At 68.7% G+C, this 17,613-nt stretch carries 14 protein-coding genes; 4 read left to right on the top strand and 10 right to left on the bottom strand.

The features are described from left to right. Positions 1–10: 10 nt before the first annotated feature. The 3 genes from WG921_RS06575 to dapA form a co-directional block, all read right to left on the bottom strand. On the bottom strand, positions 11–742 hold the full coding sequence (locus WG921_RS06575) for a GNAT family N-acetyltransferase (protein ID WP_340108405.1): 732 nt from the start codon (positions 740–742) through the stop codon (positions 11–13). Continuing rightward, on the bottom strand, positions 739–1,212 hold the full coding sequence (gene smpB, locus WG921_RS06570) for an SsrA-binding protein SmpB (protein WP_340108404.1): 474 nt from the start codon (positions 1,210–1,212) through the stop codon (positions 739–741). Before smpB ends, WG921_RS06575 begins: the two co-directional genes overlap by 4 nt. 75 nt (positions 1,213–1,287) lie before the next feature. Beyond that, a complete protein-coding gene (dapA, locus tag WG921_RS06565; RefSeq protein ID WP_340108403.1) occupies positions 1,288–2,166 on the bottom strand; it encodes a 4-hydroxy-tetrahydrodipicolinate synthase in 879 nt (292 codons plus the stop codon). A gap of 198 nt (positions 2,167–2,364) precedes the next feature. Between dapA and WG921_RS06560 the strand changes: the two genes are divergently transcribed. The 4 genes from WG921_RS06560 (at position 2,365) to WG921_RS06545 (ending at position 7,139) form a co-directional block, all read left to right on the top strand. After that, a complete protein-coding gene (locus WG921_RS06560) occupies positions 2,365–4,314 on the top strand; it encodes a lytic transglycosylase domain-containing protein (protein ID WP_340108402.1) in 1,950 nt (649 codons plus the stop codon). A gap of 89 nt (positions 4,315–4,403) precedes the next feature. After that, complete coding sequence (locus WG921_RS06555) at positions 4,404–5,249, top strand: alpha/beta fold hydrolase (protein ID WP_340108401.1); 846 nt, start codon at positions 4,404–4,406, stop codon at positions 5,247–5,249. Continuing rightward, the gene (locus tag WG921_RS06550) at positions 5,242–6,234 is read left to right on the top strand and encodes a threonine ammonia-lyase (RefSeq protein WP_340108400.1); all 993 of its coding nucleotides are present in this window, start codon (positions 5,242–5,244) and stop codon (positions 6,232–6,234) included. Before WG921_RS06555 ends, WG921_RS06550 begins: the two co-directional genes overlap by 8 nt. After that, a complete protein-coding gene (locus WG921_RS06545) occupies positions 6,231–7,139 on the top strand; it encodes a DMT family transporter (RefSeq protein WP_340108399.1) in 909 nt (302 codons plus the stop codon). The genes WG921_RS06550 and WG921_RS06545 overlap by 4 nt, the downstream gene beginning before the upstream one ends. A gap of 381 nt (positions 7,140–7,520) precedes the next feature. On the opposite strand, the gene WG921_RS06540 is transcribed toward WG921_RS06545, so the two are convergent. The 7 genes from WG921_RS06540 to WG921_RS06510 all read right to left on the bottom strand — a co-directional run bounded on the left by WG921_RS06540 (position 7,521) and on the right by WG921_RS06510 (position 17,538). After that, positions 7,521–10,010 carry a GcvT family protein gene (locus WG921_RS06540; RefSeq protein WP_340108398.1) on the bottom strand — a complete coding sequence of 830 codons (2,490 nt, stop codon included), beginning with the start codon at positions 10,008–10,010 and terminating at the stop codon, positions 7,521–7,523. A 223-nt stretch (positions 10,011–10,233) separates the two neighbouring features. After that, positions 10,234–10,638 (bottom strand): ATP synthase F1 subunit epsilon, encoded by a 405-nt coding sequence (gene atpC / locus WG921_RS06535; protein ID WP_340108397.1) that lies wholly within the window; start codon positions 10,636–10,638, stop codon positions 10,234–10,236. A 19-nt stretch (positions 10,639–10,657) separates the two neighbouring features. Then, positions 10,658–12,079 (bottom strand): F0F1 ATP synthase subunit beta, encoded by a 1,422-nt coding sequence (gene atpD, locus WG921_RS06530; protein WP_340108396.1) that lies wholly within the window; start codon positions 12,077–12,079, stop codon positions 10,658–10,660. Positions 12,080–12,099: 20 nt separating this feature from the next. Further along, positions 12,100–12,969: a F0F1 ATP synthase subunit gamma gene (locus tag WG921_RS06525; RefSeq protein WP_340108395.1), complete on the bottom strand. Its 870-nt coding sequence runs from the start codon at positions 12,967–12,969 to the stop codon at positions 12,100–12,102. Positions 12,970–12,995: 26 nt separating this feature from the next. Then, positions 12,996–14,534 (bottom strand): F0F1 ATP synthase subunit alpha, encoded by a 1,539-nt coding sequence (gene atpA / locus WG921_RS06520; RefSeq protein ID WP_340108394.1) that lies wholly within the window; start codon positions 14,532–14,534, stop codon positions 12,996–12,998. Then, positions 14,534–15,094 (bottom strand): F0F1 ATP synthase subunit delta, encoded by a 561-nt coding sequence (locus WG921_RS06515; protein WP_340108393.1) that lies wholly within the window; start codon positions 15,092–15,094, stop codon positions 14,534–14,536. Before WG921_RS06515 ends, atpA begins: the two co-directional genes overlap by 1 nt. A gap of 260 nt (positions 15,095–15,354) precedes the next feature. Continuing rightward, positions 15,355–17,538 carry a primosomal protein N' gene (locus WG921_RS06510; protein WP_340108392.1) on the bottom strand — a complete coding sequence of 728 codons (2,184 nt, stop codon included), beginning with the start codon at positions 17,536–17,538 and terminating at the stop codon, positions 15,355–15,357. Between the last annotated feature and the right edge of the window lie 75 nt (positions 17,539–17,613).

The raw sequence follows: 17,613 nt of genomic DNA, 5'->3' as shown, positions 1-17,613 counted from the left end.
GGTTCCGCCTTCAATCCGGTCTCACCCGGTAATGATACTTCGTCGCGGGCGCCATTCCCAACGCCCGATAAAGGGTGCTCGCGGCGATGTTCCGCTCCGTGACCGCGAGCGCGAGCCAACGCGCGCCGTTTTCCTCCGCGAAGCGGGCCGCCCCGCTCATCAGCATGCGCGCCGCCCCCTGTCGGCGCGCGGCCGCCAGCGTTTCGAGGGCGTGAACGGCCGCGATCTCGCCCGAGGTCGCGGCGAAGGCGACGGCGGCCGGCCGGTCGCCGAGGCGGGCGATCATGTAGGCTTTCGGCTCCGGCGCGCGCGCCATCACCGCGAGGCGCCCCGGCCCGACGCCGCCCGCCGCCCAGATCTCCTCCATCAACGCGATGCGCGTGCCGCCGCGGATGATGCGCGCCGTCTCCGGCCGGGCGTCAATCAGGGCCCCCGCCTCCGCGGCGAACACAGTCGTCTCGTCCGCCTTCAGGTATCCAATGTCGGCGAGCGTCCGGTCGAGCCCGTCTTCGCCCTCGTTGATCCGGAAGAGCGCAGGCTGGCCCCAGGCGCGCATCGCCGCCGCCGCCGCCTCGACATCCGCCGCCCCCGCGTCCGGCGCGCCCGGCGCCCTTGTCGCGGCGGAGACGCGCTTTCCCCCGTCCGCGCCGCGCCGGAGCCGCCAGCCGCCCTGCTCGACCAGCTCGGCCGCAGGCCATGTCGCCTCCAGCGCCGCCGACAGATGAGAGATGTCCGGCGTCATCCTCGCTCCCGCAGCAGCCGCGCCTTGTCGCGCGCCCAATCGCGCTGTTTCTCGGTTTCGCGCTTATCGGACATCTTCTTGCCCTTCGCGATCCCGATGGCCAGCTTCGCGACGCCCTTTTCATTGAAATAGAGCCTCAGCGGCACCAGCGTCGCGCCTTCGCGGCCGATTCCCTGCCACAGCCGGGCGATCTCCCCACGATGCGCCAGAAGCTTGCGGCGCCGGCGCTCGTCATGGCCGAAGGTGCGGGCCTTGTCATATGACGGAATGTAGCTGTTGATCAGCCACAGTTCGCCATCCTCGATGTTGGCGTAGCTTTCCGCGATCTGAGCGCGCCCCTCGCGAAGCGCCTTCACCTCCGAGCCTTCAAGGATGATTCCAACCTCAAGCTCGCTCTCGATAAAGTAATTATGGCGAGCCTTGCGGTTCTCGGCCACGATCTTGAGCTTCGGTTCCTTTTTCGGCGCCATCAGCGCGCGCCTCCCGACGCGGAGTCATCCCGTCCCGCCACCCGCTGCGTCAGATGGGTGGCCAACTCCGCCATCTCAACCGTCGATCAGGCCAGCGTAGGCCATCGCATCGCGAATCGCGGCCTTCGTTTCAGGCAGGCAGCCGGTGATCGGCGAGCGCACCTCCTCGTCGCACTTGCCGAGCAACGAGAGGCCGCATTTCGCGCCGACCACGCCCGGCTCCATGAAGATCGCCTGATGGAGCGGCATCAGCCGGCGCTGGTAGTCGCGGGCGCGGGCGAAGTCGCCGGCCATCAGCGCGGTCTGGAACTCCGCGCAGAGCCGCGGCGCGACATTCGCCGTGACCGAGATGCAGCCCCGCCCGCCATGCGCGGCGTGGCCGAGCGCGGACGCGTCCTCGCCGGTGAGCTGGATGAAGTCGGCGCCGCACGTCGCCAATTGCTGCGAGACGCGCGAGACATCGCCCGTCGCATCCTTGACGCCGGCGATATTCGGCAGTTTCGCGAGTTCGCCCATCGTCGCCGGGGTCATGTCGATGACCGAACGGGAGGGAATGTTGTAGATGATGATCGGGATGTCGGCGCACTCGTTCAGCGCCTTGAAATGCGCGATGAGCCCGCGCTGGGTCGGCTTGTTGTAATACGGGGTGACGACCAGCGCGCCGTCGGCGCCGGCCTTCTTCGCGAACTGGACGAGGCGGATCGCTTCGGCGGTGCTGTTGGAGCCCGCGCCGGCGATCACCGGCACACGCTTCGCCGCCGCCTTCACGACCAGCGCGACCACATGCTCATGCTCTTCGTGACTGAGCGTCGGGCTCTCGCCGGTGGTGCCGCAGGGAACCAGCCCATGCGAGCCTTCCGCGATATGCCACTCGACGAGATCGACCAGGGTTTTCTCATCCACCGCCCCATCACGGAAGGGCGTGACCAGCGCGGGGAGCGAACCTCTGAACATGGATCTGACCTCAGACAACCGGCGGCGCGCCCATCGCTCCGCCACGGCGCGCGGACCCTACCCTCGACGCGGCGCCGCCGCAAGAATGACTCGGCGCGAGACCCGGCCGGGGGCGGCCCTCCGGCCGATGGTGGCTGGCGCGGCGCGGGCGGAGTGATAAGGTCGCGTCGACGACCCGCACTCGTAACGGAGCCGCCCATGCCGCGCCGCGCCTTTATCACCGCCCTGTTCGCCATTTTCGCCATTTCCGCCTCCCCGGTCGCCGCGCAATCAAATGCGGGGGCGCAGATTTCCGCCGCCATGGCCGCCGCCGATCAGCAGAACTGGGGCGAGGCGCGCGCCTACGCCGCGGCCGTGGGCGATCCCGCCGCGCTCACCCTCGTTCAATGGCGCATGCTCTCCGCCGGGGAGGGGGACTGGCGGGCCTATCGCGACTTTGTCGCGCAAAATGGCGACTGGCCGAACATGGCGCGGATTCGCGCGAAGGGAGAAGCGTTGATTCCCGTCGGCGCGCCCCTCGCCGAGATCGACGGGTTCCTCGGGGAGCGCGGGGCCCGCACCGGAACCGGCGCGCTGCGCCGCGCCGCCGCGCTGGCCGCCGTCGGCCGGAACGCGGAGGCGGACGAGGAGGTGATCCAGGCCTGGCGCACCCTCTCTCTCACCCCGGAGGAGATGGCGCTCTTTCGCTCGGCGCATTCGGGGCTCATCCGCCCGCATCACGCGGCGCGCGCGGATGAGCTGCTCTGGCGCGGCCTTGGCGGCGAGGCGCGGGCGATGAAGCCCCTCGTCTCCCCCGGCTGGGCGGCGCTTATCGAGGCGCGCGCGGAGCTCCGCGCCATGGGAAAAGGCGTCGACGGCCTGATCAGCGCCGTCCCCGCCAATCTCAGCGACGATCCCGGCCTCGCCTGGGAGCGGTTCCAATGGCGGATGCGCAAGAGCCTCTATGACAACGCCGCCTCGTTTCTGCTGTCGAGGACCGGCGAGAGCGAAGCCCTGGGCCGGCCTCATGTCTGGGGGCCGCGCCGGGCGCTTCTGGCGCGCAGGCTCTATCGGCAAGGCCAGTATCGCGAGGCGTACACCCTCGCCAGCCAGAACCACATGACCAGCGGCTCGGACTATTCCGACCTCGAATGGCTGGCGGGCTGGATCGCCCTCAGGAAGCTAAACGATGCGGATCGGGCGATCGCGCATTTCAATCGCTTCCTCGCCTCGGTCGAGACTCCGATCAGCCTCGGGCGCGGGCATTACTGGCTCGGCCGCGCTTTCGAGGCGAAGGGCGACAAGGCGGCGGCCGCGCGCGCCTACGAGGCGGGCGCCGCGCATCAGACCAGCTTTTACGGCCAACTCGCGGCGGAGCGCGCGGGCGTCGGCCCGGACCCCGCTCTCGCCGCCGGGCCGGACGGCGATTGGCGGAGCGCGAGCTTCGCCGGGCGCAGCGTCGTCCGCGCCGCCCAATTGCTGGCCGCGGCCGGGGACCGGCGCCGGGCGCATTGGTTTCTCACCCATCTCGCCTCCACGCTGAAAAGCTATGACGACCTCGCCGGCGCCGCGGACCTGGCGATGACGCTCGGCCGCCCCGACGCTGCGATCCGCATCGGCAAGATCGCCGCGCGAAAGGGCCATGTGCTGCGCGGGATCTATTATCCGGTCACCGATCTCGCCCGGCACAACGCCGGCGTCGAGCCGGCGCTTGCGATGGCGATCGGCCGGCAGGAGAGCGAGTTGAACCCCGAGGCCGTCAGCCCTGCGGGCGCGCGGGGTCTGATGCAGGTGATGCCGGCCACGGCGAAGAAGGTCGCGGGGTGGGTTGGCCAACCCTATTCGCTCGCCCGCCTGACCGACGACTGGCGTTATAACGCGACCCTAGGCCAGACCTATCTCGCCCGGCGGCTCGACCAGTTCGGCGGCTCGGTCGCGATGGCGGCGGCCGCCTACAACGCCGGCGCCAGCCGCGTCGACCAATGGATCGCCGCCAACGGCGACCCCCGCACCGGCGAGGTGGACTGGATCGACTGGCTGGAGACGATCCCCTTCAACGAGACCCGCAATTATGTTCAACGGGTTCTGGAGGGATTACAGATCTACCGGAGCCGACTCGCCGGACAGCCGGTGGCGTTTCGCCTGAAGCAGGACGCGCTCGGGCGCTGAGAAAGGATTTCACGTCATGATCGCGGCTCGGGTCTTTCGCGCCTGCATCCCCCGGCCGCCCTCGCCAACTTCGCCGCGAAGGATCTCCGATGCGTTTCAAGACGAATGACGGCCTCTCACTGGCGTATCAGGATGACCCCGGCGGGCCGGGCGCGCCGCTTCTCTGCCTCGCCGGGCTGACCCGGTCGGGGCGCGATTTCGATCATTTCGCCGCCGCCATGAACGGGCGGCGCCGGTTGATCCGGCTCGATTCCCGCGGTCGCGGCGCCTCGGACCACGACCCCGATTTCAGCCATTATAACGGGATGGTGGAGGCGGGCGACGCGGTCGCGCTGCTCGACCATCTCGGAGTCGAACGCGCGGTCGTCATCGGCTCCTCGCGCGGCGGCGTCCTCGCGGCGGTGATCGCAGCAAAACATCCCGGCCGGCTCGCCGGGGTCGTCCTCAACGATGTCGGCGCCGAGATCGAAAAGGACGGGATCGGAAAGGTCGTCGCCGCTCTCGGCGTCCAGCCGCGAGCGGTGACGATGGCCGAAGCCGCGGCCGAATTGGAGGCGTGGCTCGGCGCCGCCTTCCCCGGCGCGGGACGCGCTTTCTGGTTCGACTGGGCGGAGCGGAGCTATATCTCAACCGAAAGCGGGCTCGCGCTCGCCTATGATCCGCGGCTTCGCGACGCCACGCTGGCTCAGATGGAGGCGGTGAAACCGGACGGGCCGGGCCTCTGGCCGCTTTTCGATGCGCTCGGGCCGATCCCGACGCTCATCCTCCGGGCCGCCAACTCCGATCTTCTGAGCGCCGCCACGGTGGCGGAGATGCGGCGGCGCAAGCCCGACCTTCAGGCGGCGGTGATCCCCGATCGCGGCCATATTCCCCGGCTGGACGAGCCCGCCGCGCTGATTGCGATCAACTCTTTTCTGGATTCTCTCGATGACTGACCCTTTGAACGAAAGCGATATCCACGCCGCCGCCGCCCGGCTCAAGGGCGCCGCGCGGGTCACGCCGCTGCTGGAATCGGATACGCTGAACATCCTCGCCGGGCGGCGCGTGCTGGTGAAGGCCGAAGCGCTGCAGCGAACCGGGAGCTTCAAGTTCCGGGGCGCCTGGAACGCGCTCTCCGCGCTCGCCCCCGAGGCGCGCGCAAAGGGCGTCATCGCCTATTCCTCCGGAAATCACGCGCAGGGCGTCGCGCTGGCGGCGAAGCTTCACGGCGCGCCGGCGGTCATCATCATGCCCTCCGACGCGCCCCAGGCCAAAATAGCCGGCACGCGCGGGTACGGCGCCGAGGTCGTGCTTTATGAGCGCCAGACCGAGGACCGCGAGGCGATTGGCGAACGGCTGGCGCTTGAGCGCGGCCTCACCCTGGTCAGGCCGTTCGACGAGCCGCTGGTCATCGCCGGGCAGGCGACCTGCGGGCTGGAGATCGCGGAGCAGGCCGCCGCCGCCGGCGTCGAGCGCGCGGATGTTCTCGTCTGCTGCGGCGGCGGCGGGCTCACATCAGGCGTCGCGCTGGCGCTGGAGAGCGCGGCCCCCGGCCTCCGGGCGCGGCCGGCGGAGCCCGTGGGATTCGACGACACCGCGCGCTCGCTCCGCACCGGACGGCGAGAGCGGAACGACGGCGGCCAGAGCTCGATCTGCGACGCGATCGTGACGCCCTCCCCGGGGGAGCTCACCTTCCCGATCATGCGCCGCCTCTGCGGCCCGGGGCTCGCGGTCGGGGACGAAGAGGTGCGCTGCGCCATGGCCACGGCCTGGAAGCACCTGAAGATCGTCGCGGAGCCGGGCGGCGTGGTCGCGCTCGCCGCGGTTCTCTTCCGGCGCGAAGAGATCGCGGGCGACGCGGTGATCTGCACGGTCTCCGGCGGCAATGTCGACCCCTCGATCTTCGCCGCCGCGCTTTCCGATTACGGCGACGCGCCTTGATCCCCAACGCCGCGGCCGACAGGGAGTATCGGCGCGGCTTCGCGCTCGTCGCGCTCGGCGCGTTCTGCTTCGCGCCCGACAGTCTGCTTCTGCGGCTGATGGCGCTCGACCAATGGCCGACGATGTTCTGGCGCGGGCTCGTCACCGGGGCCACGATCACGCTGATCCTGAGCTTTATCCACGGGCGGCGCTATCCGGCGCGGCTGCGTGCGCTCGGCCGTCCCGGCCTGGCGTTCATCGCGGTCTTCGTCTGCTCCAATTTCTGCTTCATCTTCGCGGTACGAGAGACGAGCGTCGGCAACACGCTTTTCATCCTCTCGACCTCACCGGTCTTTTCGGCGCTGATCTCCTGGGCGGCGCTCGGCGAGCGGCCGGACCGGCGAACCTTCCGCACCATCGCCATCGCCATCGCCGGCGTCGCGCTGATCGCTTTCGGCGCCGGCGGCGAAGGCGGGCCGAATTCGCTGATCGGAGATCTGGCGGCGCTAGGCGCGGCGATCCTCCTCGCGACATCCTTCGTCATCAGCCGGCGCGTCCGGCCGCTCGACATGGCGCCGATGCTGGGGCCGTCGTTTCTGGTGGTCGCGGTCCTCGCGTCGTTTTTCGTCTCCGATTTCAACCTCCCCGCCGCCTCGCTCACGCCGCTTCTCCTGATGGGGCTCGTGTTTCTGCCAGCCGCGACCTGGTGCATCATCACGGGGCCGCGCCTGATTCCGGCGGTCGAGGTCAGCCTGCTCATGTTGATCGAGGCCGTTTTCGGGCCGCTCATCGTCTGGTGGGCGCTGGACGAATATCCGGGCGACATGACCCTGATCGGCGGCGCGATGATCCTCTCCGCCCTCGCCTGGTCGAGCCTCGAGCGGATCGGAGACCGCAAGGCTCGAAGGCCGGACGGCCGCGCGTGATCGCCGTGAAAGACGCGTTTGAAACGGCGCGGCGCCGGCATCCGGTGGAGCGCGCGTGGAGATAAATTGGCGATCTCCGGAAAATTCGCATGATTTCACATAAGACAGCGTGCGTTTCTCACGCTCGTGTCACGGTCGTGCGGTAAACAGCGCAGCGCTGGATCGTTCTCCCGACCGAAATGTGGGGGGTTGGGGAATCATCCGGCGTCAGGCGGTTTCCGGAGCCGAGGCGACCGCATGTTTCGCGGACGCCCGGAAAGGGGGCCGGACCCGCTGACGAGTCGGGGGAGCGCACTCTCCTCTGGCTCGTTCTGTTTGCCTCTCGCCCTTCGGGGCGACCTCCCTGACGGCACCCCCGGCGCCTCCTCGCCGGGGGTTTTTTCATCTTTCCGACCGGATCGCGGCGTTCGTCGGGTCGTACGGGCTTTCGGCCACCACCTCCGCATCCCAGAGATCGCGGAACATCCGCAGCTTCAGCCGCGTTCCGGGAACGGCGAGATCGGGGCGGACATAGCCGATGCCGATCTGCTTGCCGAAAGCGACGGAGTATCCGCCGGAGGTGAGCCGCCCGACCGTCTCTCCATCGAGCGACAGCGCCTCGCGGCCCCAGGGGTCGGCGTCGGCCGGCCCGTCGATCAGGAACGTCGCGCACCTGGCGCGGACGCCGAGAGCGACCATCGCGGCCTTGCCGTGAAACTCCTTCCCCATGTCGACGAACCGCTCCAGCCCCGCCTCCAGCGGGGTCGCGTCGCGGCCGAGATCGGCGCCGAAGGCGCGATAGGACTTCTCCTGCCGCAGCCAGTTCATCGCGCGCGCGCCGCAAAGCTTCAGCCCGTGCTTCGCCCCCGCCGCGACCAGCAGATCGAAGAGATAATTCTGCATCTCGATCGGGTGATGGAGCTCCCAGCCAAGCTCGCCGGTATAGGCGACGCGGATCGCCTTCACCGGCGCCATGCCGAGATCGATATTCCGGGCCGAGAGCCAGGGAAACGCCTTGTTGCCCAACGCCTCGGTCGGCGCCGCATGCACGATGATCTCCTCCAGCACCGCGCGGGAGCGCGGCCCGGCCAGCGCGAAGACCCCCCATTGCGTGGTGACGTCCGACACCTCGATCCAGCCGAATTCGGCGCGCTTCGCCGCCGCCTCCTTGACCAGCCAGTCATGGTCGTAAGCCTGCGCCGCGCCGGCGGTCACGAGGTAATACTCGTCCACGCCTTCGCGCACGATGGTGAGTTCGGTGCGGATCGTCCCCGCCCCGGTGAGACCGTAGGTGAGGCTGATGCGGCCGACGCGCGGCAGCTTGTTGCAGGTCAGCCAATCCAGAAACGCGGTCGCTCCCGGGCCGGAGACCCGATGCTTGGCGAAGGCGGTGGCGTCAAAAAGGCCGACCGCGCCACGCACCGCTTTCGCCTCCTCCACGGCGTATCTCCACCATCCGCCCCGGCGGAAACTCCGCGCCCCATGGTCGTCGAACCCCTCGGGGGCGAAATAATTCGGCCGCTCCCACCCGTTCACCTGGCCGAACTGCGCTCCCGCCGCCTTCATCCGGTCATGGCAGGGCGCGGTGCGAAGCGGGCGCGCCGCCGGCCGCTCTTCGTCCGGATGATGAAGGATGAAGACGTTCTCGTAGCATTCCTCGTTCTTCGCTCTGGCGTAGCCGCGGTTCACCCAACCGCCATAGCGGCGCGGATCGAGCGACCACATGTCGATCTCCGCTTCGCCCTCGGTCATCATCTGCGCGAGGTAATGGCCGGTTCCGCCAGCGGCGGTTATCCCGAAAGAGAAGCCCTCCGCGAACCAGAAGTTCTCCACCCCCGGCGCCGGACCGACCAGTGGATTGCCGTCCGGCGTGTAGCAGATCGGGCCGTTGAAATCGTCCTTCAGGCCAAGAGTCTCCGATGACGGGATGCGGTGGATCATCGACATGAATTCGGTCTCGATCCGCTCCAGATCGAGGGGAAAGAGATCGGCGCGGAAACTCTCCGGCGCGCCGAACTGGAAGCGCGCCGGCGCCCCCTTTTCATAAGGGCCGAGGATCCAGCCGCCGCGCTCCTCGCGCACGTACCATCTCGCGTCGGCGTCGCGGAGCACCGGATGCTCGCCATGCGTCTTCCGGTACTCCACAAGCGCGGGGTCGGGCTCGGTCACGATGTACTGATGTTCAACCGGCATCGCCGGGATATAGCATCCGATCATCGCGGCGGTCGCCTGCGCGTGATTGCCCGTCGCGGTCACCACATGCTCGCAGGCGATCTCGAACGTCTCGTCCGTCGGGACGAGGTTTCCGCCCTGGTCGCGCATCTTGACCGCTTTCACGACCCACTCGCCGCCGCGCCGCTCGAACCCGGTCACATGCGCGCGGCGGATCACCTCCACGCCGCGCCGCCGCGCGCCTTTCGCCATCGCCTGCGTCACGTCGGCCGGATTGATGTAGCCGTCGGTCGGATGATAGATGGCGCCCTTCAGATCATCGGTGCGGACCAGCGGCCAGCGCGCGCCGATCTCCTTCGGCGTCAGCCACTCGAAAGGAACGCCGACGCTCTCCGCCATCGCGGCGTAGAGCATGTATTCGTCCATCCGGGCGTCGGTCTGCGCCATCCGGAGATTGCCGACGACCGAGAAGCCGACATCGAGCCCGGTCTCCGCCTCCAGCGTCTTGTAGAATTTCACGCTGAAATCGTGGATATGGCTGGCCGCGTAGGACATGTTGAACAGCGGCAGAAGGCCCGCCGCGTGCCAGGTCGACCCCGCCGTCAGCTCGTCGCGCTCCAGAAGAACGATATCGGCCCAACCGGCCTTCGCCAGATGATAAGCGATGGAGACGCCGACGACGCCCCCTCCGACGATGACGGCGCGGGCATGGGTTCTCATCTGCGGCTCCTCTTCCGGCGCGGCGGGTTTCACTCGGCAGAATGAGCCACGACGGCGCGCAGGCGCCGCACGGGCGCGACGTCTTTTCGCCGGATTGCGGCGGCTCCGGCGCGCGCGGCCCGTCTTCGCGCCCGCTTTCTCGCGAACCGCCGCCGCATGAAACGAAGAACGGCCGCCCTCGCCTCAAGCGGGAGCGGCCGTTCGCAACCGGATCCGGGTCCGGTCAGAACATCTGTTCGAGAGCCGTCAGAAGATCGTTGACCCGCTGGCTGGCCGAGCGCTGCTGGTGATGATCGTCCGTATCGATCTCCTCCAGCTCCGCCCGGGCGGCGGCGATGCGCGCGTCGATGAACTCACGGTCGACATCGCCCCTCGGCAGAGTCTCCTCAGCCAGGATCACGACGCCTTCGCCGGAAATCTCCGCGAATCCGCCAGTCACGAAATACTCGCCGGCCGCGTCGCCCCCCGTCACGGCGATGACGCCGGGCCGAAGCGTGGTGAGGAACGGCGCGTGGCCGGGCAGCGCGCCGATATCCCCTTCCATGCCGGGGATCACCACCATATCCGCCTCGCCCGCCGCCAGACGACGCTCAGGCGAGACCAGCTCGAAATTCAGCTTGTCGGCCATCTCAGCCTCCTGTCAGCGATCAGGCCGCGTCCGCAGCCATGCGTTCGGCCTTCGCGATCACTTCGTCGATGTCGCCGACCATGTAGAACGCCGCCTCCGGCAAATGGTCGAACTCGCCGGCGCAGACCCGCTTGAAGCCGTCGATGGTCTTCTCCAGCGGCACCTGAACCCCCGGCGAGCCGGTGAAGACCTGCGCCACGTCGAAGGGCTGGGAAAGGAAACGCTGGAGTTTGCGGGCCCGGGCGACGGCCACCTTGTCCTCCTCGGAAAGCTCGTCCATGCCGAGAATGGCGATGATATCCTGCAACGCCTTGTAGCGCTGAAGGATTTCCTGAACGTTCCGCGCGACCGCGTAGTGCTCCTCGCCGATCACCGCAGGGTCGAGCAGGCGCGAGGTCGAGTCGAGCGGATCGACCGCCGGATAGATGCCCAGCTCGGAGATCGCGCGCGACAGCACGGTGGTGGCGTCGAGGTGGGCGAAGGACGTCGCCGGCGCAGGGTCGGTGAGGTCGTCCGCCGGCACGTAGATCGCCTGCACCGACGTGATCGAGCCCTTGTTGGTGGAGGTGATCCGCTCCTGCAGCGCGCCCATGTCGGTGGCCAGCGTCGGCTGATAGCCCACCGCAGAGGGGATGCGGCCGAGAAGCGCCGACACCTCGGAGCCCGCCTGGGTGAAGCGGAAGATGTTGTCGACGAAGAAGAGAACGTCCGTGCCCGACTGGTCGCGGAACTGCTCGGCCAGCGTCAGGCCGGTCAGCGCGACGCGGGCGCGGGCGCCCGGCGGCTCGTTCATCTGGCCGTAGACCAGCGCCACTTTCGAGTCGGTCAGGTTATCCGGCACGATGACGCCGGACTCGATCATCTCGTGATAGAGGTCGTTGCCCTCGCGGGTCCGCTCGCCGACGCCGGCGAACACGGAGTAGCCCGCGTGCACCTTGGCGATGTTGTTGATCAGCTCCATGATCAGCACGGTCTTGCCGACGCCCGCGCCGCCGAAGAGCCCGATCTTGCCGCCCTTGGCGTAGGGCGCGAGAAGATCGACGACCTTGATGCCGGTGGCCAGCACTTCGGATTCCGTCGACTGATCGACATAGGCGGGGGCCTGCTGGTGAATCGCGCGATGCTCCGTCGCCTCGACCGGGCCGCCTTCGTCCACCGGCTCGCCGACGACGTTCAGGATCCGCCCGAGCGTGGCGTCGCCGACCGGCACCGTGATCGGCGCGCCCGTGTCGCTGACCTCGGCGCCGCGGACGAGCCCTTCGGTCGCGTCCATCGCGATGGTGCGGACTGTGTTCTCGCCAAGATGCTGCGCCACTTCCAAGACCAGCCGGCGGCCGCCGTTTTCGGTTTCCAGCGCGTTAAGAATGGCGGGCAGGTCGCCATCGAACTGCACGTCGACAACGGCGCCGATGACCTGTGTGATCTTGCCGGTTTTGCTCATTGTGTCTCTCTCCGACCGGGTCAGAGCGCCTCGGCGCCCGAAATGATTTCGATAAGTTCGTTGGTGATCGCCGCCTGACGGGAACGGTTATACTGGATCGTCAGCTTTTCGATCATCTCGCCCGCGTTGCGGGTCGCGTTGTCCATCGCGGACATCCGCGCGCCCTGTTCGGAGGCCCCGTTCTCCAGCAACGCGCGGAAGATCTGGATGCTGATATTGCGCGGGAGAAGCTCAGCGAGGATCTCCTCCTCGTCGGGCTCGTATTCATAGGCCCTCGCCGGTTCGCCATCGTCATCGAACACAGCCGGGATCAACTGCTGCTCGGTCGGGATCTGGCTGATGACCGACTGGAACCGGTTGAAGAAGATGGTCGCGACGTCGAACTCGCCGGCGGCGAACCGCTTCAGCACATCCGCCGCCACGCCGCGCGCATCGGCGAAGCCGACCCGCTTCACTTCGGTCATATCGACATGGCCGATGAAATGCTGGCCATGATTCCGCCTCAGCTGCTCGCGGCCCTTCTTGCCGATGGTCAGGATCTTGACCGTCTTGCCGGCCGCGATCAGCTCATCCGCCTTGTGCCGCGCCAGACGCACGATCGAGGAGTTGAAACCACCGCAAAGGCCGCGCTCCGCGGTCGCCACGATCAGGAGATGCACCTGATCGGACCCGGTTCCCGCCATCAGCTTCGGCGCGTTCGCCGCACCCTTCGCCGCGCGCGCCAGATCGCCGAGAACGGCGTCCATACGCTCGGCGTAGGGCCGCGCGGCCTCCGCCGCATCCTGCGCGCGGCGCAGTTTGGCGGCGGCGACCATCTGCATCGCCTTGGTGATTTTCCGGGTCGACGTAACGGACGCGATCCGGTTCTTCAGGACCTTGAGGTTCGCCATCGGGCGTTATCCCCCTTCGAATTGGCTCAGGCGAAAGACTTCGCGAATTCGTCGATGGCGGCTTTGATCTTCTCTTCGATCTCGCCCGCGATCTTCTGATCATGGTCGCGAATCTCGTTGAGCAGGTCGACATGTTCGGACCGCAGATGCGCCAGCAGCCCACGCTCGAACGGGACGACCTGATCCACCCGGATCTCGTCGATATAGCCCTTCGTGCCGGCGTAGATGACGCACACCTGCTCCGCGTTGGTCAGCGGCGAATACTGGGGCTGCTTCAGCAACTCCACCAGCCGCGCGCCGCGATTCAGGAGCCGCTGCGTCGCCGCGTCGAGGTCCGAGCCGAACTGCGCGAAGGCCGCCATCTCGCGGTACTGCGCCAGCTCCAGCTTGATCGAGCCGGCGACGGACTTCATCGCCTTGGTCTGCGCCGAAGAGCCGACGCGGGAGACCGAAAGACCGACGTTAACCGCCGGGCGGACGCCCTGATAGAACAGCTCGGTCTCAAGGAAGATCTGGCCGTCGGTGATCGAGATCACGTTGGTCGGGATGAACGCCGAAACGTCGCCGCCCTGGGTCTCGATGATCGGCAGAGCCGTGATCGAGCCGCCGCCATGCTCATCGTTCATCTTCGCCGCGCGCTCGAGCAGGCGGGAATGGAGATAGAACACGTCGCCCGGATAGGCCTCACGCCCCGGCGGACGCCGCAGAAGCAGCGACATCTGCCGGTAGGCGACCGCCTGCTTGGAGAGATCGTCATAGACGATGAGCGCGTGCCGGCCATTGTCGCGGAAATGCTCCGCCATGGCGCAGGCCGAATACGGCGCGAGATACTGGAGCGGCGCCGGGTCCGACGCGGTGGCGGCGACGATGATGGAGTACGCCAGCGCCCCCGTCTCCTCCAGCTTCTTCACCAGCTGCGCGACGGTCGAGCGCTTTTGCCCGATCGCGACATAGACGCAGTAGAGCTTTTTCGACTCGTCGTCGCCCGCGGCTTCGTTCACCGATTTCTGGTTCAGCATCGCGTCGAGCGCGAGCGCGGTCTTGCCGGTCTGGCGGTCGCCGATGATCAGCTCGCGCTGGCCGCGGCCGATCGGGATCAGCGCGTCGACGGCTTTCAGCCCGGTCGCCATCGGCTCATGCACCGACTTCCGCGGGATGATGCCCGGGGCCTTGACCTCGGCGCGGCTCCGCTGCGTCGTTCCCAGCGGCCCCTTGCCGTCGATCGGGTTGCCGAGACCGTCGACCACGCGGCCGAGCAGTTCGTCGCCGACCGGCACGTCGACGATGTCGCCGGTCCGCTTGACGGTGTCGCCTTCCTTGATGTTCCGGTCGTCGCCGAAGATCACGACGCCGACATTGTCGGTCTCGAGGTTCAGCGCCATCCCGCGGATGCCGCCGGGAAACTCGACCATTTCACCGGCCTGACAATTGTCGAGGCCGTAAACGCGCGCGATGCCGTCTCCGACCGACAGCACCCGGCCGATCTCGGCCACTTCCGCGTCCTGTCCGAAATTCTTGATCTGCTCTTTCAGGATCGCAGAGATCTCAGCAGCCTGGATGCTCATCATCCGACCTCTTTCATTGCGGTTTCGAGGGAGGCGAGCTTCGAGCGGATCGACGTGTCGATCATTTTCGAGCCCACCCTGACGACGAGGCCGCCGATCAGGCCATCGTCCACGGTGACGTCGAGCGCGATGTCCGCGCCCGCGAATTTCTTGATCACGGCTTCGAGCGATTCGCGCTGCGCGGCGCTCAGCGGCGCAGCTGTGACCACCTCGGCGGAAACGACGCCGCGTTTCTCCGCCAGGAGCGCGGAGAAGATCTCGATCACCCGCGGCAGCGCGAAAAGCCGCCGCTTCGCCGCCATCAGGCCGACGAGAGACGAGACCGGCGCGCCGATCTCCATCGCCTTGCAGATCGCGGCCATCGCCGCGCCCTGCTCCTCACGGCTGACGATCGGGCTCTTGATCAGCGCGGCGAGTTCGTCGCTCTCATCGATCGCCGCCTTCAGCGCGGCGAGTTGCCCCTCGACGGCGTCGAGAGCATCGCTCTCCTCCGCCAACTCAAAAATCGCGGCCGCGTAGCGCCCGGCGATTCCTGCGGTCGAGCCTGACCTGTCGCTCATTCGTTTCCCTCGTCGTGGTCGCCCGCGCGCCAGAAGATTCCGACAAATGGCGTGGCGATTTCATCCCGGGCGCCGAGGCTCCCGAAGCCGCGCGTTGCCTACCATGGGCCTCGCGCGGTTTGCAATGGCTCGCACGCGAAGCAATATGGCGACGAAAGCGCCCATATTCGGGCGTTCGCGGGGGGAGACGCGCCGCGCCGCGGGGCCTGCGGCGCATTCACGCCCGCGCATGAGAGAATCGAATCGCGATTCCCTCGCGCTCACAGGAAGCTCTGCGGGTCGATATCGATGGAGACCCGAACCGCGGCCGGCGTCCGCACGCCGCTCCGCCAGAGCCGAAGCGCCGCCTGAAGCGGCGCCCCCTTCGGCGCCTTCACCAACAGCCGGACGCGGATCCGGCCGCGAATCCGGCCGATCGGCGCCGCGGCGGGGCCGAACAGATCCGCGCCAATCCGCCGCAACGGCTCATCCGCCCGCGCCAGCGCCTCCGCCGCCGCCCAGACCTGGGCCTCGCTCCGGCCGGACAGGATGATTCCCGCCATCCGTCCGAATGGCGGCGCCCCCGCCCGGCGCCGCTCCTCCGCGAGCTCGTCGAGAAACGTCTCCGCGTCATCGGAGACCAGCGCCCGCATCACCGCATGATCCGGCGCCGAGGTCTGCACCACGGCCACGCCGGGCCGCTCCGCCCGCCCGGCCCGCCCGGCCACCTGACGGATCAGCTGAAAGGTCCGCTCCGCCGCTCTCATGTCGCCGCCTTGCAGGCCGAGATCGGCGTCGATCACGCCGACGAGCGTCAGAAGCGGAAAGTTATGGCCCTTGGCGACGATCTGCGTGCCGATGATGAGGTCCGCGCCGCCCTCGGCGATGCGGGCGATCTCCGCGTTGACCTCCCCGGCGGAGATATCCGAGGAGAGCACCGCGACGCGCGCGTCGGGAAAGAGCGCCGCCGCCTCTTCAGCCAGCCGCTCGACCCCGGGCCCGGCGGCGGCGAGACGATCGCCCTTTCCGCAGGCCGGGCAGAGCGTGGGGGTCGGCTCCGCGTGGCCGCATTGATGGCAGATCAGCCGCCGCCGGAACCGGTGCTCCACCAGCCGCGCGTCGCAATGCGGACATTCGAAGAAGTGCCCGCAGCCGCGACAGACCGTCAGCGGCGCGTAACCGCGCCGGTTGAGGAAGAAGAGCGCCTGCTCCCCCGCCTTGATCCGCGCCGCCGCCGCCCGCGCGAGCGCCGGCGCGATCCAGCGCCCGGGCGGCGGCCCGTCGGCGCGAAGATCGAGGAGGCGCACATTCGGGAGCTCCGCCGCGCCGAACCGCACCGGCAGCTCGACCCGCGCGTATTTCCCGGACTTCGCGTTCACCCAGGTCTCCAGCGACGGGGTGGCGGAGGCCAGCGCGATCGCCGCCCCCTCCAGCGACGCGCGAAGAACCGCCATGTCCCGCGCATGATAGAGCGCGCCTTCCTCCTGCTTGTAGGAGCCGTCATGCTCCTCATCCACCACGATCAGACCGAGATCGGCGAACGGCAGGAAAAGCGCGGAGCGCGCGCCGACCACCAGCTTCGCCGCCCCGCTCGCGGCCCCGGTCCAGACGCGCCGGCGCTCCCCGCCCGCGACGCCCGAATGCCATTCCGCCGGACGGGCGCCGAAGCGGCGCTCCACCCGCTCGACGAAGGCGGCGGTGAGCGCGATCTCCGGCAGCAGGATCAGCGCCTGCCGCCCCGCCGCCAGACATTCCGCGATGGCTTCAAGATAGACCTCGGTCTTGCCGGAGCCGGTGACGCCCTGCAGCAATATCGCTTCAAACGTCCGCCCGGCCACCGCGCTCCGGAGCCGCGCCGCCGCCGACGCCTGATCCTCGGAAAGATCGACGGTCGCGGCGTCCGGATCGAGCGGCGGAAACGGGCGGCCGCCGGGGCGGCTCTCCGCGATCAGCGCCCCGGCTTCGGCCAGCCCCTTCACCACCCCGGAGGAGACGCCGGCGAGAGCGGACAGCTCCGCCGCCGTCGGCGCCTGCGCAGCGCGCGCCAGCGCGTCGAACACCCGCCGGCGCGCCGGGGTCTCCCGGACCTCCGCCGCGCCGCGCCGATAGACGGCGCGCGGGCGCGGCGGCTCGCCGAGTTCGGGGGCGCGCGTCGCCAGCCGCAGCATCGCGCCGAGCGGCGTCAGCGTGTACTCCGCCGCCCGCGTGAGGAAGGCCCGCATCGGCGCCGGCATCGCCGGCAGGTCCAGGCGGCGGCGGATCGTTTTCAGCTTCGCCGCGTCGGCGTCCCCCGCCCCCGCCGCCCAGACCACGCCGATCACCCGATTCGACCCGACCTCGACCTCGACGAAATCGCCGAGGCCGAGCGCCGTCTCGGGCGGCGCGCGGTAATCATAGGCGCGGTCGATCGGCAGCGGCGTCAGCACCGAGACCAGCGCGCCCGGCGCGAAGGCCCCGCCGGTCATGTCATTTCCCATGGCGGCGCGGTGGCGCTTGTCCTATGCTGCCGCCCGAGAGGCAGGCCCGAAAAGCGCGACCTC

Source organism: Paludibacillus litoralis (genome assembly GCF_037646705.1).
In the GTDB taxonomy this organism is placed as follows: Bacteria; Pseudomonadota; Alphaproteobacteria; order Rhodobacterales; family Rhodobacteraceae; genus Pikeienuella; species Pikeienuella litoralis.
Note: the sequence above shows the minus strand (reverse complement) of the source record. Positions and strands in the feature narration are given on the sequence as shown.